At 70.6% G+C, this 19981-nt stretch carries 20 protein-coding genes and 1 pseudogene; 13 read left to right on the top strand and 8 right to left on the bottom strand.

Annotated elements, in window-relative coordinates:
* Window positions 1-58 precede the first annotated feature (58 nt).
* Window positions 59-1123: pseudogene (locus tag BOQ63_RS00200) on the top strand (IS630 family transposase); the annotation flags it as partial.
* A 142-nt stretch (window positions 1124-1265) separates the two neighbouring features.
* Window positions 1266-2027, top strand: coding sequence for a hypothetical protein (locus BOQ63_RS00195; protein ID WP_072652954.1), 762 nt, complete (start codon window positions 1266-1268; stop codon window positions 2025-2027).
* A gap of 366 nt (window positions 2028-2393) precedes the next feature.
* Here BOQ63_RS00195 and BOQ63_RS00190 read toward each other — a convergent pair whose 3' ends face one another.
* Together BOQ63_RS00190 and BOQ63_RS00185 are read right to left on the bottom strand one after the other, a co-directional pair.
* A complete protein-coding gene (locus tag BOQ63_RS00190) occupies window positions 2394-2912 on the bottom strand; it encodes a hypothetical protein (RefSeq protein WP_499503194.1) in 519 nt (172 codons plus the stop codon).
* 25 nt (window positions 2913-2937) lie between these two features.
* On the bottom strand, window positions 2938-3087 hold the full coding sequence (locus BOQ63_RS00185) for a hypothetical protein (RefSeq protein ID WP_499503192.1): 150 nt from the start codon (window positions 3085-3087) through the stop codon (window positions 2938-2940).
* A 652-nt stretch (window positions 3088-3739) separates the two neighbouring features.
* Between BOQ63_RS00185 and BOQ63_RS00180 the strand changes: the two genes are divergently transcribed.
* The 3 genes from BOQ63_RS00180 to BOQ63_RS00170 all read left to right on the top strand — a co-directional run bounded on the left by BOQ63_RS00180 (window position 3740) and on the right by BOQ63_RS00170 (window position 5448).
* Window positions 3740-4636, top strand: coding sequence for a hypothetical protein (locus BOQ63_RS00180; protein ID WP_072652952.1), 897 nt, complete (start codon window positions 3740-3742; stop codon window positions 4634-4636).
* A gap of 107 nt (window positions 4637-4743) precedes the next feature.
* Window positions 4744-4965: a hypothetical protein gene (locus BOQ63_RS00175; protein WP_143174555.1), complete on the top strand. Its 222-nt coding sequence runs from the start codon at window positions 4744-4746 to the stop codon at window positions 4963-4965.
* Between the two features lie 108 nt (window positions 4966-5073).
* Complete coding sequence (locus BOQ63_RS00170; protein WP_072652951.1) at window positions 5074-5448, top strand: hypothetical protein; 375 nt, start codon at window positions 5074-5076, stop codon at window positions 5446-5448.
* Window positions 5449-5497: 49 nt separating this feature from the next.
* On the opposite strand, the gene istB is transcribed toward BOQ63_RS00170, so the two are convergent.
* Both istB and istA read right to left on the bottom strand, forming a co-directional pair.
* On the bottom strand, window positions 5498-6322 hold the full coding sequence (istB, locus tag BOQ63_RS00165; RefSeq protein ID WP_072652950.1) for an IS21-like element helper ATPase IstB: 825 nt from the start codon (window positions 6320-6322) through the stop codon (window positions 5498-5500).
* The gene (gene istA, locus BOQ63_RS00160; RefSeq protein ID WP_072652949.1) at window positions 6322-7590 is read right to left on the bottom strand and encodes an IS21 family transposase; all 1269 of its coding nucleotides are present in this window, start codon (window positions 7588-7590) and stop codon (window positions 6322-6324) included. Before istA ends, istB begins: the two co-directional genes overlap by 1 nt.
* A 605-nt stretch (window positions 7591-8195) precedes the next feature.
* On the opposite strand from istA, the gene BOQ63_RS00155 reads away from it, so the two are divergent.
* Complete coding sequence (locus BOQ63_RS00155; protein ID WP_465395785.1) at window positions 8196-8981, top strand: hypothetical protein; 786 nt, start codon at window positions 8196-8198, stop codon at window positions 8979-8981.
* Between the two features lie 254 nt (window positions 8982-9235).
* Here BOQ63_RS00155 and BOQ63_RS00150 read toward each other — a convergent pair whose 3' ends face one another.
* Window positions 9236-9445: a hypothetical protein gene (locus BOQ63_RS00150; protein WP_072652947.1), complete on the bottom strand. Its 210-nt coding sequence runs from the start codon at window positions 9443-9445 to the stop codon at window positions 9236-9238.
* A gap of 1908 nt (window positions 9446-11353) precedes the next feature.
* On the opposite strand from BOQ63_RS00150, the gene BOQ63_RS00145 reads away from it, so the two are divergent.
* The 3 genes from BOQ63_RS00145 (at window position 11354) to BOQ63_RS00135 (ending at window position 12864) form a co-directional block, all read left to right on the top strand.
* The gene (locus BOQ63_RS00145; protein WP_499503642.1) at window positions 11354-12238 is read left to right on the top strand and encodes an aminoglycoside phosphotransferase family protein; all 885 of its coding nucleotides are present in this window, start codon (window positions 11354-11356) and stop codon (window positions 12236-12238) included.
* Between the two features lie 246 nt (window positions 12239-12484).
* Window positions 12485-12694 (top strand): hypothetical protein, encoded by a 210-nt coding sequence (locus BOQ63_RS00140; protein ID WP_143174553.1) that lies wholly within the window; start codon window positions 12485-12487, stop codon window positions 12692-12694.
* On the top strand, window positions 12694-12864 hold the full coding sequence (locus BOQ63_RS00135; protein WP_167395609.1) for a hypothetical protein: 171 nt from the start codon (window positions 12694-12696) through the stop codon (window positions 12862-12864). The genes BOQ63_RS00140 and BOQ63_RS00135 overlap by 1 nt, the downstream gene beginning before the upstream one ends.
* A gap of 138 nt (window positions 12865-13002) precedes the next feature.
* Here BOQ63_RS00135 and BOQ63_RS00130 read toward each other — a convergent pair whose 3' ends face one another.
* Window positions 13003-14874 (bottom strand): hypothetical protein, encoded by a 1872-nt coding sequence (locus tag BOQ63_RS00130; protein WP_167395608.1) that lies wholly within the window; start codon window positions 14872-14874, stop codon window positions 13003-13005.
* Between the two features lie 450 nt (window positions 14875-15324).
* Here BOQ63_RS00130 and BOQ63_RS00125 point away from each other — a divergent pair, with 450 nt between their 5' ends.
* From BOQ63_RS00125 to BOQ63_RS00115, 3 genes are read left to right on the top strand one after another with little or no spacing between them, the layout of a single operon-like run.
* A complete protein-coding gene (locus BOQ63_RS00125; protein ID WP_072652942.1) occupies window positions 15325-15861 on the top strand; it encodes a phosphatase PAP2 family protein in 537 nt (178 codons plus the stop codon).
* The gene (locus tag BOQ63_RS00120; RefSeq protein ID WP_360467231.1) at window positions 15854-16972 is read left to right on the top strand and encodes a decaprenyl-phosphate phosphoribosyltransferase; all 1119 of its coding nucleotides are present in this window, start codon (window positions 15854-15856) and stop codon (window positions 16970-16972) included. Before BOQ63_RS00125 ends, BOQ63_RS00120 begins: the two co-directional genes overlap by 8 nt.
* Window position 16973: 1 nt before the next feature.
* A complete protein-coding gene (locus tag BOQ63_RS00115) occupies window positions 16974-17408 on the top strand; it encodes a GtrA family protein (RefSeq protein WP_072652941.1) in 435 nt (144 codons plus the stop codon).
* A gap of 356 nt (window positions 17409-17764) precedes the next feature.
* Here BOQ63_RS00115 and BOQ63_RS00110 read toward each other — a convergent pair whose 3' ends face one another.
* Together BOQ63_RS00110 and BOQ63_RS00105 are read right to left on the bottom strand one after the other, a co-directional pair.
* Entirely contained in the window at window positions 17765-18022 is a 258-nt protein-coding gene (locus BOQ63_RS00110) for a hypothetical protein (RefSeq protein WP_072652940.1), read from the bottom strand.
* A gap of 119 nt (window positions 18023-18141) precedes the next feature.
* The gene (locus BOQ63_RS00105) at window positions 18142-18348 is read right to left on the bottom strand and encodes a hypothetical protein (protein ID WP_143174552.1); all 207 of its coding nucleotides are present in this window, start codon (window positions 18346-18348) and stop codon (window positions 18142-18144) included.
* A gap of 662 nt (window positions 18349-19010) precedes the next feature.
* Between BOQ63_RS00105 and BOQ63_RS00100 the strand changes: the two genes are divergently transcribed.
* Window positions 19011-19859 carry a DUF4328 domain-containing protein gene (locus tag BOQ63_RS00100; RefSeq protein ID WP_072652938.1) on the top strand — a complete coding sequence of 283 codons (849 nt, stop codon included), beginning with the start codon at window positions 19011-19013 and terminating at the stop codon, window positions 19857-19859.
* The last annotated feature ends 122 nt before the right edge of the window (window positions 19860-19981 follow it).

Below are 19981 nucleotides of genomic sequence, written 5' to 3'. Positions count from 1 at the left end.
GCAACTGAGATTGTCTTGAGGGGGTGACAAGTGGTGATCCTTTCGCTACTCCATGGGTATGAGGTACGCGGATGGCGGCGGATTGACCGCTGTGGGGCGGGCGAAGCGGGAACGGGTGCGTTTCGAGGCCGCGGAGCTGTTTGAGCAGGGGGTGCAGCCGCCGGAGGTCGCGCGGCGTCTGCGGGTGTCGAGGAAGTCTGCCTATGCCTGGTATGCCAGCGCGGGACGGCGGGGTCGAAGCCCTGGTCTCCAAGGGATCGCAGGGCCCGCTGTGTCGGCTGGACGCGGCACAACTGACTCGGCTTGAGGCCGAGTTGGAGCGAGGGCCGGCGGTACACGGCTGGACGGAGGACCAGCGCTGGACCCTGGCGCGGATCGTGGTGCTCGTCCACCGGCTGTTCAAGGTCTCCTACAGTCTGAAGGGCATGTCGCTGGTGTTGCATCGCATCGGTTGGAGCGTTCAGGTTCCGGTGCACCGCGCGGTGGAGCGCGACGAGGCGGCGGTGGCTGACTGGCGGGAGGGGACCTGGCCTGAGGTGGGAAAACGGCACGGGACCAGGGCGCATGGGTGGTCTTCGAGGACGAGGCCGGTCAGTCGCTGAGGCCGCCGAAGGCGCGCACCTGGTCCCACAAAGGGGTCACACCCATCGTGAAAGTCGCCGGCAAGGGCTCGGGCCGTGTCTCGCTCGCCGGGCTCGTGTGCACCCGACCTGGCCGGTCCTCCCGGCTGATCTACCGGATGCTCGTCCCCCACGGCCGCAAGGGCGAGAAGAAGGGCTTCCGCGAGAAGGAGCTCGCCCGTCTGCTGGACGCCGCACACCAGCAACTCGGCAGCCCGATCGTGCTGGTGTGGGACAACGCCACCACCCACACCGACCACGCGATGCGCGAGCTCATCGCGGCCCGGTCCTGGCTGACCGTCTTCCGCCTCCCCGCGTACGCCCCGGACCTGAACCCCGCCGAAGGCGTGTGGGCGCACCTGAAGAAGAGCCTGGCCAACCTCGCGCCCCACTCCACCGACCAGCTCGCCGCCGTCATCCGGACCCGACTCAAGAAGATGCAGTACCGCCCCGCCCTCATCGATGGCTTCATCGCCGAGACCGGCCTGATACTTCAACCCCCGCAATCACCCTGCTGGTTCAACCTCAGAAGCGCATACTCCTCACGCCCTGACCCGGCAGCCGGTTGGTCGTACCGGCCCGTGGGCCGGTAGCGTAGTGATCTTCGCCAGAAGCGGGCTGGCGGAGTCCTGAAGGTGAACGCCGATGACCGACTTGCACGCCCGACGTGCGAAGCTTCGCCTCAACGCGGCCCTGGAGGGCCTCGCACTCGTCTTCCGCGGGGCAACTGCGCACCCCGAGGAGTCGAACTGCGAGTGCCACTGGGGCAGCGCGGAAGAGCTCGCCCTCCTCAAGGTCCCGGGTGTGAGGCTCGATCCTGACCTTCTCCGACGGACCTGGTGGGCCCCCGACTGGACCGACCACGGCGCGGTGCTCCGCCGCATCCTGCCTCAGCTCGCGTGCGCCGTCGTCGACAGCCGATCCGAGTCGTTCGGGTACCGGGACGAGATCGGTGTCTCGCTCGCCCGCGGGCGCTGGCAGGAATGGCCCCGGGAGCAGGCCGCGGCTGTGCGGGAGTTCCTGCACGCAATCTGGGTCCACAGCCTCGTCACCCCCGATGCCGTCGCGCCCACGCACCAGACCCTCGTCCTATGTGTCGAGGCGTCCGGCGTACTGAGCCCCTGGCTCGACGTCTGGGAGGCGCTGGAGCACCCGATGGCCGACCAGAACCTCGCGGAGGCCGTCGACTCATGGGACTACGACCTACTCGCCGACAAGCTCCCCTGGCGCACGCGGCACGACAGGGACGCCATGGTGGCCGTGCTCACTTCCTGGCTCACCCGCCATGCCCCCGCCCGACTGAGGGCACACAACGCACCGGAGGATCTACTCCACCGTCTGAGGTTGATCGGCCTCACCGGGCCCGCCCGCTGGGAAGATCCACATTGGCCCGACTACATCTACTGACCGTGGGGCAGAGGTGCCGGGCCCGAGGCACTCCGGCCAGGTGGAGCCGTCACAAGATCAGCGACAGAGCCGAATTACGTGACCGTCCACACCTGCCTGTAGGGCGGCCTGTGAGGCTGTGTGGCTTGTAGAGCAGCGCGCGCCGCTGACCTGTCTCCGCGAAGTTTGACTGATGGCCGTTTGTCTCCGGTGCCGGGCGCCGCGGGGCGCCATGCGGCTGTTGCTCGTATGGTCCTGTCGACCTCGTTGTGCATCCGCTCCGTCTCCTGGCCCGGCTCGGGTCCGGTGTATCGCCGCGGTCTCCGCTTCGCCGCCTGCCGGCCGTGGCCCCGGCGGTTCCCGGCACCTGACGCCACTGACAAGGCCTCAGCCCTCGGCCGACGACTCCCTCTCGGTGCGAGGTGATACAGCGCCGGGGGCGCCGGAGGCGGCCCGAGCGAGCCCGCCCGCGCTGACACCGGTGATCCACACCGCGGCGAGCAACCGCCACAGCGGCTCCACCCTGGTCACCACGGGCACCGGTATCGAGATCAGGGAGAACAGCAGCAGGGGGCCGACGGCGGCACCGAAGAGAAGTAGCCACCGTGGCCCGCGTCCCTGGGCCTGCGCGCGTCGCGAGACGTACCACAGCAGCCCGGCGAGCCCGGTCAGGTGGAACGGGCCGCCCACCGCGAGCGTGAGCCTGGCTAGGACGACAAGGGTGGCGTCGTCCGCACGGCTCGCGACCGCTGCCAGGGCCAGTGCCAGCGCGCTCGACACCGCGAAGGTTCCGGCGGCGAGCCAGATCGCGTACCGCGCGTGGCGATCGGCATCCACTGCGGCGGATACCCCGAGGCCGAACCGGAGCAGTCCTGCAGCGGCGACCAGCTGGAGCAGCGACGACACAGCAACCGCCGTACCGCTGTGCTCGTCAGTAGTCCCGCAACTGGCCCACGGTAGCGGTGGGCAGGAAGACGGAGCCCCTGGCCAGCACCGCTCCGAGAACCAGGCTGGCGATGAAGCCGACCACGAAGACCGGGCCGCCGAGTCGCCACCCCCGGCGTAGATTTCTGTTCTCCATGTCCCCCCACATTCCGAGTCCGACCCCACAGGAGCGCCCGCATCGACAGAGGTCGCACCCCCTGCTGTCGCGGCTTGCCCAGCAAACCCGGAACTGCCGTGCGGCGTCGTCGTACCCGTGGAGGCGGTTCCGCTACTCCCTGGGGAGTAGCTCCGGGGGGCGTGCACAGCAGATCCACGGTGGTTCGAAGGCATGGCCGAACAGGCCTGCATCACCGCCAGGGTGACCAGTCCGGCGTCCGAGTACTGGCCGATCTGGTGCTGCCGTGGACGGTCGATGAGCCCGTCAGGTTTTATCCACCGTCTTGCGCTGCCCAAGTCGGTCGCCGCGCATCGTGCCGGCGATTCGCACGGACGGTAGTCGGACCCACGGGATACGACCTTCCGACGCAGCGGCCGTCAGGTGCTCGGCGGAACAAGCCAGGGAATTCTCGAGACTTCGTGCTACACCCGCCCGCCTGCCGCAACCAAGATCGGCACGGCGCTCGTCCCACTGATGGCTCGAAGGTGCCGAACGCCAGGGGGAAGCGATGGCCGCGGTCGAACCGCAAAATCCGGAAACGGTCACAGCACGGGGGCGCGTACCGGTTCGTCCAACCTCGACACGGCGTCGGCGGGTCGCCATCCTCGGTGCGGCCTGTGCCCTGCCGTCGTTGATCTCGGTGGCCATCGGCAGTGTCGCCCAGCACTTCGAGCTCGGCGGCGGGGGGCGCGTCCCCGGAATCCTGCACCTGGTGGTGATGCTCGCGGGCGTCATACCGGCGTACTTCGTCAGCGTCCACGCCCTGCAGCCGACCGCCCCCCGGTGGCGCTGGCTGCTGGCGCCCGCGCCGATGGCGCTCGGCCTCGCCGCTACCCACGCTCTGGCCCTTCTGCTGCCCTTCCGCCCGGGCCTGCTGAGCGTGCTGGTGTTCGCCCTCCCGTCCTTCGCCCTGGCCGGCGCCGTGGTGCTGCGCTCACGTGCCGCCCTGCTGGCGGCCGTCGGCACGCTGCTGGGCGTGTTCGTGCTCGCGTTCCCGCTGCGGGCGATGCAGCGGGAGGTGGGGGTCCAGGACCTGCTGCGCGGGGCCGATATCCCGTCCCGGTCCCTGCTGCGGCCGGTCCTCTCAGCGGATGTGCTGGTCACCGGGGTCAGCGGGGACGGACACCGGGCGGTCTTCGTGCTCAGCGGCCCGGCGGACCTCTACGCCGGCAGCGGCGGACTCGGCGACGGCTTCGACAAGGCCGCGGTCGAGACGGTCTCCTTGGGCTACAACGACCCCTGCGGCCGCCCGATGCTGTCCGCGGACGGAGAGAACCTCACCACCAGCCCGTTCACCCCCTGCCTGCCGGAGCCGGGCGGCCTGTGGTCCGATGGAGCGAACCGATACGTTCTGCAGCGCGACGGCCTCACGATCACGCTGGCCGGCTCCGGCGGCGCGCTGAGCACCCTCAGCGGGGGCGGCGAGGTCCGCCAGGCCATCCTGGCAGCCCATCCCGCCACCGAACCCGAACTGCGCTCCCTTCAGGGCTGGTTCCCCTCCAGCTGGCTGGGCGGCTTGTTGCTCTGACCACGTGGAGACGGGACGGTGACACCTACCGTTTCCCGGGGGAAGTCCGGGCACCGGAGCGCCGAAGAAGAGGAGCAGGAGAGTCGGCGCGCTCGAACCCTCCCGCCTTGCTCGCCACCCGGCAGCGCACCGGTCTGGCCGACGAGATGTGGCGAGAGATCGCCCCGCTGCTCGCCGAGAAGGGAATCACCGAGGACACCGATCCGACCGACCTGCCGACCCTGCAGGCCGCCGGCCGCCTGGGCGCACGTCAGCTACCAGCCAGGGCGACGTCGTACAGAGGATCTGTCCCGGTTGATGCCGGTTCAGATGGCTGGGGTGGCTCATGAGTAACCCCGTCACTCGAACAGAGGCCACCCAGGGGAAGCTATTGAACGCGTTCAAATATACTGCGAGGACGATGCTCCTGTTGAAGCTGCCGAAGGGGTGGAGCGGCCATGGGTGCCGTGCTGAGAACCGAGAGCGCCCTGGCGTGGTTCATTCGAGCCGCCGTCCGCTATCTGTTCGCCCTTGGCTGTGGATGGAGTGCCACGGCCGGTGGTTGCGCGCTCTGGCTGGCACATGCCGGTGAGCTCTCCGGATCGGAGTTCCTGACCGGCTTCATCGACCTGGGGCTGCTCCTGTTCGGGTGGTTCGGCGTGCCGTCGCTGCTGCTGCTCCTTCTCTCCGCGCCGAAGAGGGAGAGCGAACTCCATCGGCCCGTCGTCACCGTCCTGTGGTGCGGGCCGCCGATGTTCGTGCTGTTCATCAGCGGGTGGGCGCTGATCGGCATTCTGTTCCAGATCGGCTTGTCGGCGGCGGCTGAACCGTGACCCACTTTGGACGGTTGAGTTCTGACCCTCGCGTCGTCGGTGGTCTTGTTCAGTCGTTGTCGGTGGTGCGGGTGCGGCCGAGTTCGCGGCCCCGCATGCGGTAGGACTCGCCCTTGAGGGAGTGGACCTCGGCGTGGTGGACGAGTCGGTCGATCATGGCGGCGGCGACGGTCTCGTCGCCGAAGACCTCTCCCCAGCGGCCGAAGGGCTTGTTCGAGGTGACGATCACACTGGCTCTTTCGTATCTGTTCGAGATGAGTTGGAAGAACAGGTTCGCGGCCTCGGCCTCGAACGGGATGTAGCCGACCTCGTCGATCACGATCAGCGGATAGCGGCCGAGCTTGACCAGTTCGTCCTGGAGCCGGCCGGCCTGGTGGGCGGCGGCGAGGCGGTCGACCCACTGGGAGGCGGTGGCGAACGCGACCCGGTGTCCGGCCTGGCAGGCCCGGATGGCCAGACCGGTGGCGAGGTGGGTCTTGCCGGTGCCCGGCGGCCCCAGGAAGATCGCGTTCTCCTTGGCCGCTATGAAGTCCAATGTTCCCAGATGGGACAGTTGTTGGCGCGTCAGGCCGCGCAGGTGGGTGACGTCCAGCTCTTCGATGGTCTTGATCGCGGGGAAGCGGGCAGCTCGGATGCGGCCCTCGCCTCCGTGGCTGTCGCGGGCGGAGACCTCGCGCTGCAGGCAGGCGACGAGGTATTCAAGGTGGGTCCAGGACTCGGCCTGGGCGCGTTCGGCCAGGCGCTCGGCGGCGTCCAGCAGGGCGGGGGCCTTCATGGCGCGGGCGAGGAAGGCCAGGTCGGCGGCGGTCTGCCGGCCGGTGCGGGCCGCCTCGCTATCAGGCTTGACCGCGTCGGTCGTGGTGGTGCGGGCCATCAGGCGCCCTCCTCCCTTCCGGCGCCGCCCTCGATGAGGGTGAACATGCGGTCGTAGGTGCCGAGTTCGCGTTGTTCGACCTCGATGCCGAGGCTGTCGGGGGCCAGGAGGGCGGTGCGGGCGGTGGCGACGCGGGCGGCCTGCTGGTGGATCACCTCGCCGCGCAGGAGGTCGGCCGCGGCGGCGTGTTCGGGGTCGGTCAGGCTCTGGTGTTTGGCCCAGCAGCGGGTGTGGCGGGCCACGATGTCGTTGCCGGCGATGACGGTGATCTCCTCGTTGTCGGCGCGGACCATGACGGTCTTGCCGATGGCGCGGGGGTGGACGGAGTAGTCGTTGGTGTCGACGCGGATGTAGTGGTCGCGGCCGATGCGGGTGTGGAAGCGCCACCAGTTGGGCGGGGCGACGGGTGGGATGGTGAGCATCGCGGCGCGGTCGCTCTCCCAGCGATCCACCGGACGGGCGTCGATCGAGCGGTGCCGGCGCCGGTTGGCGATCTGCAGCCAGGCGGTCAGCTGGGTGTTGAAGTCGGTGGGGCCGGTGAACGTGCGTCCGGGCAGGAAGCTGGTCTCCAGGTAGCCGTTCGCGCGCTCGACCAGGCCCTTCGCCTCCGGGTCGCGGGGCCGGCAGAGATGGATCCTGACCGCGAGCAGGCCGGCGAACGCGGCGAACTCGCTGGTCAGTTTGCCTTTGCCGACGCCCGCCTCGTTGTCCCAGACCAGCGTCTTCGGGACGGCTCCCCAAGCGGTGAGCAGGCGCCAGTGGCCGTCGATCAGGTCGCCCGTCTGGCGGGAGGGCAGCATTCTGGCGGTGATCACCCGCGAATACCCGCAGACGATCACCAGCACCGGCGGTCGGCCCGACTGGCCGTAGCCGAGCGGAATGTCCACGGCCGGGAACCACAGGTCACACTGGGCGAGCTCACCGGGCTGGTAGACCGTGCGGGAGACTGGATCGACGGGCAGGTAGGCCGGTCGCAGCTCGCGCACGCGTTCCTTGAGGATCGTCAGCCCGCGCTGCCAGCCGATCCGCTCGGCGATCACCGTGGCGGGCATCGTCGGGGTCTGCTTGAGCAGCTCGCGGATGGCCGGCTCGACCGCGTCCACGGCCGAGCCTTTCAGCGGGCGTTGGTAGACCGGCGGCCGGTCGGTGGCCAGGGCCCGTTTCACCGTGTTCTTCGAGATGCCCATGTGCCGGGCGATCGCCCGGATCGGCATCTCCTCGGCCCGGTGCAGTCGACGGATCTCAGCCCAGTCCTCCACGGGAATCACCCTCTCCTCCTGACCCTCGATGGGGATCAGGATGATCAGACGATCGCAAGAAGGGTCGGATCTACTCCGGTGGGTCCCGTTTCATCCGCCGTTCAGCGGTCACAATTCGCCCGTCGCCGAGACGGCTGCGCCGCCTTCTTGCTGCCCTCACCGCGCCTGCTGATCGTCCGCCGACCGGACCGCCCCTGATGAGGAGCCCACGCCCGCCGAGTCCTGTCGGACCTGGTCTGGGCTCACGACATGGCCACGGGGAAGAGCCGGCCCGTCGACCGGAGCGCCGACGAGGCCAGCTGGCTGCTCTTGTTCTCGCGTCCGGCTGGTGCCAGCCGGGTTGTCGGGTGGGGACTGGGGCGGGGTGCTGTCCGGTCTCGGGTGCCCGGCTTGTGGGTTGTCCCGCGGGCGGGTCAGGTGGGCTGGTCCCTGCGCGGGGACGCGCGGATGATCGGCATGGTGCTCTCCGGCCGCGATGCCGAACTGGGCGCGATCGCCCGCGCGTGGCTCGCGGAGCACGGCGGATCGGCCGACGACTGACGGTCCGTGCGGCTTCCGGATCGACCGGATTTATCGGTGGAGCGGCCGGGCGGTGCCGGGGGATGATCTCCGGCGTGGCTGAGGATGCGGTGGCGGGCGACGACGCCCGGGCGTGGGACGAGCGGTTGGGCTGGGCGTTCGGGCTGGTCGCGGACGATCCGGCCGAGCGGGCGGGCGCGCTCGCCAGGCTGGTGAAGGCCCGGCAGGAGGTCCACGGTGCGTTCGACCGGTACAACGCGGTGTGGCGGCTGACGTTGCCGTTGGGGACGGACGAGCGGTACCGACACCCCGAGGTTCTGCGGGCGTACCAGCTGATCCGCGAGGCCCGGCGGCATTCGCTGCCGGACGGCCTGTGGAGTCGGTTCGAGGTCGGTGACCTGGGCGCCTGGCCAGGGCTGCCCTACGCCTTGCTCTTCCTGGAGTGGGAGGCCCGGTTCCCGGAGGAGTGGACGCGGCACGCGAAGGCGTGGGGGACGAAGGAGGTTCTCCTCCGCGATCTGTCCCGCGCCCGCCTGGACGGGCCGAGCCGGGCGAAGCTCACCGACCTGGTGGAGATCGTGGTCAACCGCCCGTACCGCTGCAAGGACCGCGAGTACGTGCGGATCGCCCGCGCCGTCGACAGCGCCGACCTGCGTGCCAGGCTCGACCGCGCGGCCGCGTCGGACGACCCGTGGGCCTGCCGCCACGCCGGGTACGTGCGGATGCTCCTCGACCGCCCCGAACTGCCGAACAGCCGTCGCGTCTGGCAGTCCTGGGTGGACGCCGACCCCTTCCCGGCCCAGACGCGGACCCGTTTCATGGAGTCGTCCTGGACACGTACTTCGACGGTCTTCTCGCCGCGGGCGATCATGTCGAAGTAATCCGAGAAACTCCAGGGGCGCACAGGCTCCGCTGCTACGCCCATCGGGCCGGTGATCGATGGGGCGACGACGGCCGGCACCCCATCGGTCTCGCCGACGCGCTGCGCCGCAAGCTGACCGCCTTCCTGGAGGAGACCGAGAACGGCGACCCGGCCGCCGCGTCCCACGAGCTGTCCCTGCGGCTGCCCAGCTACGGCTCCCTCGCCTACGCCGCCGCACAGGACATCCGGGACAAGGCCGGCCCGACCGCGCGACTACATCAAGTCGGCCTGCCAGCCAGGCAGAACCTTCTTGAGCCGTTCCCAGAGCACACCCTGGGCCTCCGTGATGGCGAAATGGCGGTCCAGCGGCGGGCACTCCAGCGCGAACCGATCCCATCCCGTATTAGTGACCCGGACGTACTTCACGCCGTCGCCGCGCTCCTGCAAGGGGCTGATGAACGCGATGAAGGGCGACAAGGTCACTGTGGCGATGCCCCAGGGCGATCAGGTGGTCGAGATCGTGAATGTCGCCCGGTACCCCGTGACCCGCCTCGGATCGCCGCGAACGTCCTGATCCAGCCCGCAGCACCAGCTGCCTGCGCCGCTTCTCCACGCGCGGCCCAGCCGGAGGTCACCGGCTGGGCCGCGCTGGCTTGTCGATAGCGAGCCCGGCTGTCCACAGCCGACCCCGGCCAGGGTGGCGCCATGATGACGACGAAGAAGACCCCGGCCCCCTGCCAGGCCCACGCCGCCGACAGCTGGGGCGACTGCCAAGTGGCAGAACTGCGCACCGCCCAGACACGGCTCCTGGCCGAGAGGCTGCACCGTGGACCCATTGCCCCGGGGGCCGTGCCGCCACGCGCGTGCCTTCGGTCAAGTCCGATCGTTGAGCCAGACGCGCGTCTCCACCAGGACGCGCGGCGGATCGCCTCGTTCCTTCTGCTCGGGACCGCACACCCCCCCGGCGACCCCGGGCCCAGCGGGCACCGCTCCCGGGCGGGCCGGCCGGCAGCACACCGGCCGGCCCCGCCCGGTCCCTATCCGCTGCGCCAACATGGGCAAGGCCCACCTCACCCGGCCCGGCCGTCGCCGACGCACCGTGCGCCTTGTTCGGCCGGGGGTTCGGCTCGTCGTTCGGCACGGGGGTCCGGGGCGGGTTCGGTCCGCGGTTCGGTTCGGCCACCGGCCGCAGTCTCCGCTTGCCGCCTGTTTGCGCTGCTCATCGGGTGTCAGCGGCCAGTTGCGATTCCCCGGGTATGGCCACCTGCCGGGGAGTCAGCTGGCCATACCCGGCGCTACGGTGAGTGACGAGAGTCGGCCCCGAGCCCCCGGTACAGCCACGGCTCCCGAGTCGCGCCGGCAGCCGACCCGCCGCGTCCTGGCCCCGCTGATGCGCCTGGCCGAGGGACGCTGCTCGATCACCAGACGTGGGAGCCGGGAGCTTGAGCAGCGTCAGTCGCCTTCGCCCGGCGGTGTGCCGCAGCTCGGGCCTCCCGGCCCGTCGAACTGCACCGAGTTGAAGAAGTCCCGGAAGTCCGGAAAGAAGTTGCCCTCGCTTGTCGGGCTAGGAGCGTGGGTCGGTAACGAGTAACTGGCCGGGTGGGCTTGGTCGCCGCGATCGGTCGCGGTTGCCCGGTCCATGCTCGCAGCCAGTGGTCGGGTCCTGCCAGCGCGGGAGTCGGCCGGGGTGGAGGCCGGTGGGCGGGACGGTCAGGCGATCGCCGGGGTGAGTTCGGCAGATCCGTGGCAGGCGCCGCTGTTCGGCTGGGGGGTCGGTTCGTGGTTCGGCATGGGGGCCGGTTCCGGGTTCGGTTCGCGGTTCGGTTCGGTCACCGGCCGCCGTCTCCGCTTGCTGCCTGTTTGTGCTGCTCATCGGGGGTGGCGGGCCGAACTCACCACCTCGACTTACCGTCCTGGGCCCCTGTCTGGTGGTGGTTGTGGTGGCGGGTCGGGGGCGTTGGTCGGTGTGCCGCTCCCACGGGACCGGGACCACGCCGCCCGCGGGCGGCGGCCCGATCACCGCGCCGAGCCGGTCCAGCATCTCCTCAATGTCCACGTCCACTCCCGTCAGCCGCCCCTTCCCGCCGGAGGGTATCGGCTTCCGGTGACAGCGGAGGCGGGAGAGCCCGGCCCCGCAGGGTCCTGACACCCGAGCCGTGGAGGGCTTCCATGCCCACGGACCGGCCGCCGTGGACGCGGCGGACGGTCCGTGGGCATCGGGCGGGTCTGCGGCCCGTGCCGTCCTGGGTGCTGTGGCGTGGGGCGTGACCTCCGGCCGCCTGGTGTGCTGTTCGGCTACCAGAACTGGCGGGCGAGGAAGGAGGAAGTCAGCTCACACTGGAGGCTGGACAAGGGGGGTACCTGTTGAACGATGTTCCAGAGCTTGGGCCCATGCCCCGGCGGGTGACCGTCAGTGCCGAGCAGGCGGGGCGGCTCGTGGCCGAACAGTTCCCGCAGTGGGCCGCGTTACCGGTGACGGCTGTGGAGAGCGGCGGCTGGGACAACCGGACCTTCCGCTTGGGCGACACCATGGTGCTGCGCCTGCCCAGCGCGCAGGAGTACGCCTTGGCGGTGGAGAAGGAGCACCGTTGGCTGCCCGAGCTGGCACCAGCTCTCCCGCTGCCGATCCCGGTGCCGCTGGCGAAGGGGAGTCCTGGTGCGGCTTACCCGTTCGCGTGGTCGGTCTACGGGTGGATCGACGGCACGCCCGCGTCGTTCGATTCAGTCGTCGATCCGATCCGCTTCGCCGAGGGCCTGGCCGGCTTCGTCGCCGCGCTGCGGAGCATCGATGCCTCACAAGGGCCACAGCCTGGTAAGCACAACTGGTTCCGTGGAGCGACGCTGCGCACCTACGAGGCGCAGGCGCTCGGTGCGCTGGACGAGCTGCGCGGCCACATCGACGTCGCGCCGGCGCAGGAGTTGTGGACTCAGGCGCTTGAGGCGCGGTGGGACGGGACCGACGTCTGGTTCCACGGCGACCTTGCCAAGGGAAACCTGCTCCTTGAGGACGGGCAGCTCGCCGCCGTCATCGACTTCGGTACGTGTGGCGTGGGGGACCCCGCTTGCGACCTCGCGATCGCGTGGACGTTGCTCTCGGCCGACGGCCGCGATGTGTTCCGGGAGCGGCTGGGCGTCGACGATGCGACGTGGGCGCGCGGACGTGGCTGGGCGCTGTGGAAGACGCTCGTCTCGTGCGCCAACAGCCTGGGTCAGGACGGCGCTGACGCCCGTGACGCGCGACGCGTGCTCTCAGCAATCCTCACTGATTCAGGCTGAGGGATCGCCGGGGCGCGTGGACCCATACCTATCCGCTCCCGCACGTCGGCGCCCTGGGCGCCGTCCCGGCCGCGCCCGTGGTGTTGTGACGGGTCGGTGGTTCGGTAGTGGGTTTTGCTGGCGAGCTGGGAAGGCCGAGCGCTCTGGCTGTGTGGTTGAGGAAGGTATGGACGGCCGGGTGGTGGCGGTGGCGGGATGCGGCCCTCGCGCGGGCGGCGAGCTGCTCGGCGTGGCATGCTGCCTGGCGTGATCGACACTTCCGATTTCGACGCCCTGGGCGGGACATGGTCGTTCGCGACCGCACGTGAGCCGGCCGAGTTCCCCGCAGTCGAGGTCGAAGGCGGGCCCGGTGTCGAGCACGCCGGGGGCAGCAGCCGCACCCTGTGCGGGATCCGCGGCCGGTACCTGAAGCTCTTCCTACACCACTGGCAGCGGGCGAGGAGGTCCGGGCGCTGATGCGTCAGGCCGCTGGGGCGGGGGCGCGCTTGGTGCAGTTCCCGGAGGCCGCTCTCGTCTACCCGGACAAGCGGGTGGTGGCGACAGATCCCGACGGCGCCCCAACGCCGGGGGACTGGACCGGCACCGCATGGGACGTCCTGCGTGAGGAGGCGCTCGTCGTCCTCTGACCGCGATAGCCGTGGGTGCTCCTCGGCCTCGCGGAACTGCGAGTGCCAGGTGGGGTCGCGAGGCAAGGTCCGGCGGATCCCCGGGTTCAGGACGCCCTTCGGCAAAGGGCGTCCTCCCCGGCGGCGACAGGGACCGGGTCAGCGGCCGTCGAGGGCGTAGATGCGGACCGGGTCCTTCCCGCTGATCAGCCGGAACCGGGCCGGGTCGGACTCGACCAGTTCGATCATCTCGCTGTCCCGCACGCCGCCCGAGTCGAGCGCGAGGTACTGCGCACCGCTGCGGCTCAGGTTGGCCCGGAACGTCTTGAGGTCGTCGTCGGCCGTCACCTGGACGAGCCTGCGCTCCATCTTCAGGCCCATCAACGGCAGCCGGATGTCGGGTCCTTGGTCGGAGATCGCGATGAGCGACCCCTTGGGCAGCTTCCGCGCGGTGGGGTAGACGTTCCACGGCCAGATCTTGTCCTGCTGGGTGCTGCGGTCGCGCATCAGGTCGACGGTCTCGTCGATCGAGTAGTAGTGCGGCTTCCAGCCCGCCGATGCCACGTAGGCGGGCTCGCTGGTCCGCCACATCGAGTTGGCGCTGGTTCCCACCAGGACGAATCCGACGGCCACCGCGGCCGCCCACCGGGCGTACCCGGCCGGGCCCGCGGGCCGTTCGTCCGTCCCGCTGAGCCAGGTGAGGAACACCGCGAGGAAGACGCCGCCGAGGATCGGCAGGTAGACGGTGTAGCGCGCCCACCAGGGGCCCGGGCTGGCCGCGGCCATCACCGCCATCGGCAGCAGAAGGCCCAGCAGCGGCGCCCACCGGCGGCGGCAGACGAAGACGACCAGGCCCGCGACCACGGCCGGGAACAGCACCCAGAGCCACCCGGCACCCAGGCCGCCCAGGCGCTGGTCGTAGGAGAAGGGGCTGTGGACCTCCGTGGTCCAGGACTCCCAGAGCTGCGCGGGGACGCCGCCGGCGGCCTTGATCTCCTTCGGGGTGTTGTTGACCATGATCAGGTCCTGCACGGTCCCCTTACCGGTGAACCCGAACATGGTGAACGGGTAGAAGGGATTGTCGTACTTGATCCAGGTCCGCACGTACCAGTACGAGGACAGCAGCACCGAGGGCACCACCAGGGCCGCGCCCAGCACCGCCAGCCGGCCGGTCCCCCGGCGCAGGACCCCGCCGGACGGGCCTTCGCCCGCGCGACGCTCCGCGACGAGCGCGACGGCCACCTGGCCGACTCCCACCGCGACGACGCAGGCCATGGTCAGCAGGTTCGAGGCCTTGACGCTGGTGCCGAGGGCCAGCGCGACACCGGCCAGCCACAGGTGGTTCAGCCGCCCCTCGACGGCGCCACGACCGTTCGGCAGGGCCAGCACGAACTGGAACGCCGCCGCCGCGGTGGTCGCCGCGCCCACGTCGACGTACGAGGTCGAGGACTGGGCGATGACGGCGGGGACCGCCAGGAAGCCGAAACCGGCGAGCAGCGCGTGGTCCCGGCGAGCACCGAACCGCACCGCCAGGCCCACCGCGGAGGTGAAGCCGAGCAGCAGGAACGGCAGGCCCGCGGCCCAGGACCAACGCAGGGTGTGGGTGAACACGCCGGCCCAGGCTCCGAGGACCTCCTGGCCCTGCGGGTAGACGTCGGACCAGAACGCGGCCGGGGTGTGCCCGATCCGGCCCCCCTGGATCCACTGGGCCGGGCCGACCAGGTGGTACCACATGCCGTCCCACTCGCTGGGCAGGGTGAACGCGCCGAGCGCGATCCGCCAGCCGTACACCGTGAGCACCAACAGGGCGAAGACGACCACCGCGGGGTTGCGCCAGAGCGACCCGCAGCGGCGGAACGCGCCGAGGACACCGGAGACGGTCTCGCGGTGACGCCCCAGCAGCTCGGCCCGGGTGCGCACCACGGCCACCTCGGCCGCGCCGACCAGGACTGCCGCAGCGAGCATCGGAGCCGGCTTCAGGCCGTGGACCGGCACACCGACCAGCAGCGCCAGCCCGATCAGCTGGGTCACCGCCGCCATGATCCAGCCCGACAGCGCTTCAGCGGCGCGCCACGGTCCCAGCGCTCCGATCACATGTGCCGTGCCGATGGCTGTCGCCAACAGAGCTGCCAACAGCCCCAATACGCCCACGAGAAATCCTCAACCCATCCACGACTCAGCCTCATACGGCACTTGACAGTGATCTGCGCGACCGTACCAGAGGTGACCAAACGATTAATCGATTACCCAACCACAGGTAAAATGTCCGAATAGTCAACGACCGTCCACTTATGGAGGGATGGCGGAGAAGTCGTGCAGGGGGTGCTCGAAGACCGTTCGAGAACCATCTGTATCCTTGCCGGGCACCGCGTGTCGCTGGGGGGGCGCCTAGGACTACCAGGGGTCTGTGGCATCGAGGTGAGGTTCGTGCCCCCCGCATCAGAGGCGCGCTTCCCACTTCTTCGTCAGAGGACAACCAGAATGGCCCAGATTCTCCGGGCGTTGCAACGAGTGGACGACCAGGTTCACCGGTCGGTCCGCGAGCGGTTCGGCGACAAGCGTTCGGTCGACGTCAGCAAGGCCCTGTCCTGGACCGGCGAGCACGCCGCAGGCTGGCTCGCGCTCGGTGTCGCCGGTGCGATCGTCGACTCCGACCGCCGCGGCAACTGGCTCCGAGCCACCGCCGCCGTCGCCGGCGCCCACGCCGCCAGCATGGCCATCAAGCGCGTCGTCCGCCGCCCCCGCCCGAACGGCCCGGGCATGGAGCCGCTCGTGAAGACCGCCGGGAAGCACAGCTTCCCGAGCTCGCACGCCACCTCCTCCGCGGCCGCGGTCGTCGCCTTCGCTCCACTGCTGCCGGCCGCCACCATCGCTCCGGTCGCCGGCGCGGTGTGCTTCTCCCGCCTGGTCGTCGGGGTCCACTACATGTCCGACGTGGTCGGGGGTGCCGCGCTCGGTGCCGCCGTCGCGGCGGCCGGCCGCTCCTGGATCGTCAAGGGGCAGCAGGCCGATGTCTGAGGCGACCCTCGAGTCCAGAACCGCGACCGCTCCTGACACAGCCGCCGCGGTCGCGGTCCCCACCGCCGTCGAGACCGAACCCGCGGTCGAGGCCGTCGCCGCCGTCGAGACCGAACCCGCGGTCGAGGCCGTCGCCGCCGTCGAGACCGACACCGGGGTCGAGGCCGTCGCCGCCGTCGAGACCGAACCCGCGGTCGAGGCCGGCACCGCGTCGACCGTCCGCCCGTTCCGGCTCAAGGCACTGCCCGGCGGCCTGCTCCGCAACGCCCGACCCCGCCAGTGGGTCAAGAACGTGCTCGTCCTCGCCGCCCCCGGCGCGGCCGGGATGCTTACCCACACCGCGGTGCTCCGCCAGGTCGGCATCGTCTTCGTGCTCTTCTGCGCCGCCGCGTCCTCGATCTACTTCCTCAACGACGCCATCGACGTCGAGGCGGACCGCGCCCACCCGACCAAACGCCACCGCCCGATCGCCTCCGGCGTGGTGCCGCTGCCGGTCGCGTACGTGTGCGCCGCGCTCCTCGGCGGCGGGGCCATCGCCGGCGCCCTGCTGCTCTGCAACACCCCGACCGCCATCGCACTGGGCTGCTACCTGATCATGCAGTTCCTCTACTGCACCGGCCTCAAGCACGTCCTGGTGGTCGACCTCGCCTTCGTGACCTCCGGCTTCCTGATCCGCGCCATGATCGGCGGTCTCGCCGCCGATATCCGGCTGTCCCAGTGGTTCCTCATCACCACCGGGTTCGCCGCGCTCTTCATGGTCGCGGCCAAGCGCTACTCCGAGCTGGTCAGCATGGGCGACAAGGCCGCCAGCTCGCGCAAACTGCTCGGCGAGTACAGCAACACCTACCTCCGCTTCGTCTGGCAGGCCTCCGCCGCCGTCACCGTGCTCAGCTACTGCCTCTGGTCCTCGGACCACACCACCAACGCGGACACCGCGCTGCGCCAGATCACCGTCCTCCCCTTCATCTTCGCCATCCTGCGGTACGCGATCTTCGCCGACCGCGGTACCGCCGAGGCCCCGGAGAACGTCGTGCTGAAGGACCGCCCGCTGCTCATGCTCGGCGCGATCTGGGCCGGCCTGTACGGCTTCTCCGTCCTGGGTGCCGTCTGACATGGCCGGCCGTGGACAGCTCCGTTCCGCACTGCCGGAGCTGCTGAAGTTCGGGGTGATCGGGGGGCTCGGCTACGCCACGGACGTCGTCCTGTTCGTCCTGCTGCGCGACGCCCTCGGTCCGGTCCTGGCCAAGGTGCTCTCGCTGAGCGCCTCGACCGCGGTCGCCTTCGTCGGGAACAAGTACTGGACGTTCCGGGAGCGCCGGGCCGACGGGCCGGCCGGCGAGACCGGCCGGGAGACCGCGCTGTTCCTCGCGGTCAACCTGGTGGGCGCGCTGGTCCAGCTCGGCTGCCTCGGCTTCTCGCACTACCTGCTCGGCCTCACCGGCCCGACCGCGGACCTGGTCTCCAGCAGTGTGATCGGCATGGCCCTCGCGACCGCCCTGCGGTTCTGGGGCACCAGGACCCTGGTGTTCCGCGCGGCCCGCGCCTGATCCCCCGTCCGACGGCACGAGGAAGGGCCGCACCCACCGGGTGCGGCCCTTCCTCGTGCTCGTTCCCGCGCGCCGCGCGGGAGGCGGCCGCAACGGCGCTAGCCGCGTCGGCTCTGGCCGCGACCGCACCGGTGGCTGCGGCTGTCGGGCGAGCTGCTACACGGTGCAGCAAGGCGACCCTTGCTACACGACGGCACAGCGCTGCGCAGCAGCCGGCCGTTGCGCATGCGCAACGCGGGACAACCGGCTGTGCATGCAACGGGGACAACCTGGCTGCACACCGTGCGGTGCCGAAGCTGGGGCTCCATCGCCTCGATCCGGAACGAGCGCCGCACCCCCTCCAGCCGCCCGTACAGTCAGCCCACGTCCGCGGCGACCCGGTCCACCACAAACAGTTCGTCGCTTCGCCGTGCCAGCTGCGGTGCCGACGCCCGCACGATTGCCTCCCGCTCCAGCAGGACGAACAGCTCCAGCGCCCCCGGCGGCACGTATGCCTCCCGCCACCGCCCGTACTTCGCGCACGCCTGCAACGGGAACACTGCCGGATCCTCCGGCTGGCGCCCTGGGAGCCCCAGCTCCGGCAGCAGCAGCGTCGACCACTCCTGGGCGCGCATCCCCGACGTGAGCGCAACGTTGGCCGCCGCCCGGCTCCGCAGCAGTGCCCACCCCCGAAACCCTTGGGCCGTGCCGCCGTCCGCCTGCTGCCGCCCAGCCCCACGTCGCGGAAGTACACCTACTGCTCCAGCGTCAGGTGCCGGATGTCCATCCCCCGGCGTACGGTCCGCACCAGCGGAGAACGCCCGCCCGCCCCGGACCGCACCAGGACCTGCTCGCGGTAGCCGCCCTCGACCAGCCACGTGAACAGCCGGCCCAGCAGCCCGGCCTCCTTCGCCCACATCGCCTCGCCCACCGGCCGCGTCTGCAGCTCTGATACCACCACCGGGACCAACCCCGGCAGCAGCGAGGCTCCTGCGTGCGCACGCTGGAGGGACCGGTCCGCGCCCGAACCCCCGAGCGGGCGGCGGACCGGCTCCCGGCGTCACCGAGTGGTCAGGCCCTCGGAGCGTCCGCAGGCTGGGCCTCGCACCAACTGACGGCCGTCGCCGCTGCATCGAGGCCGCCCCTGGTGCAGCCCCCGGCCGCGCACCTCACGCATCGCCAGGACCACCAGCCAACGCGGCGAACCAAGCCCAGCGGCCGCGCGCTGCGCCACCTGGGCGGTGCCGACAGCCTCGCGCGAATGATCGGTGGCGTGGGCGCAGTCCTTCCTACTGACCAATACGTAGGCGGGTTCTCTCCATGCTCACGCCTCCTGCCCAAGAGCGACTCGTCAAGCACATAAGCAGATCGGACGGGGCTTGCGCCGGACAGGCGTGCCGAGCTGGACCCGGCTCCTGGGCCCGGACATCGGGGTGATCTGTCGGTTATCTGGCGATACCGCCGCTGAGCTGCGAATTCTTGCTGGCAGGCGACGCCATGGATCCCCTAGAGTCGGCGCGCCCACCCGGTCGGGGCGGTGGCGTACCGGCATGCGTGGTCAAGCACGCGGCGATTCCAGGAGTTGACGATCTGATGGTGTGTGTGGCGTGCGGGACACGCCCCGTGGGGACGGACAGCGGCCGCTGCTTCGGCTGCGCGGAGGCGGCTCCCGGATGGGCGGCGGCGCTGCGCCCGGCGAACGGCCTTGCCGTGGCGGTCTACGCCCTGCTTGCGTTGAATGCCGCGATGGCGGCGGTGGTCGTCGCGATCGATCTCTGGTCGGATGTGCTCCTGGGCCGGCTGGTGGACGGGCCGGGCGAGGTCGGCCTCGACGACTTCGACGCCGTGAAGTCCGTGGCGAACGCGGTGAACGGGATGTTCATCCCGTTGGCGCTGGCCACCGCCGGGGTGTTCATCGTCTGGTTCTACCGCATCCGCCGGAACGCCGACCTGCTGGTGCCGAACGGGCACCGCCTGGGACGCGGCTGGACCATCGGGGCCTGGTTCACCCCAATCGTCCAGCTCTGGTTCCCCTGGCAGCTGATGGTGGACTGCTGGAGGGCGAGCGCACCGCTGGACGCGGAGGGAAGGCGACGCACACTGTCGGAGAAGGTCCTCGCCCTGTGGTGGTGCACCTGGATCGGCTCGCTGATCGTCGGCCGGATCGCAGGCACCATGGTGCGTCACGTGAACCCGTTGGGCCCCGGTGACCTCGAGAGCCTGCGCAACACCATCCGGGTAGAGGCCGCAGGGTCAGCACTGCGGGTCGTGGCGGCGATCGCGGCGATCGTCGTGGTCAACCGGCTGACCGCCATGCAGCAGGCACGCCGGGCCGGCATCAACCCGCTCGCGGCCAGGGCCGCCCAGGAGGCCCGGGTCCGGGCCCTGGTGTCGGCTTCGGCTGCTGCCGCCTCGCCCGCGCCTGTCGAGGCCCCGCGTGACGCCGCGTCGCAGGGACAGGCTTCGGCCTGACGGTGCATGGCCTGGCCGGGGAACGATCCTCGGCCGGGCGGCGCCAGCTGGTGTAGTTCTCTGTTGAATGCGATCTCTGTGCGCCACGAGCGCTACTGCGTGTGATGTAGCGGGGTTCAGCC

Origin of the sequence: Streptomyces viridifaciens (assembly GCF_001888885.2) — a bacterium.
Classification (GTDB): domain Bacteria; phylum Actinomycetota; class Actinomycetes; order Streptomycetales; family Streptomycetaceae; genus Kitasatospora; species Kitasatospora aureofaciens.
The sequence above is the reverse complement of the archived record's forward strand: the minus strand, read 5'-3'. Positions and strand labels throughout refer to the sequence as shown.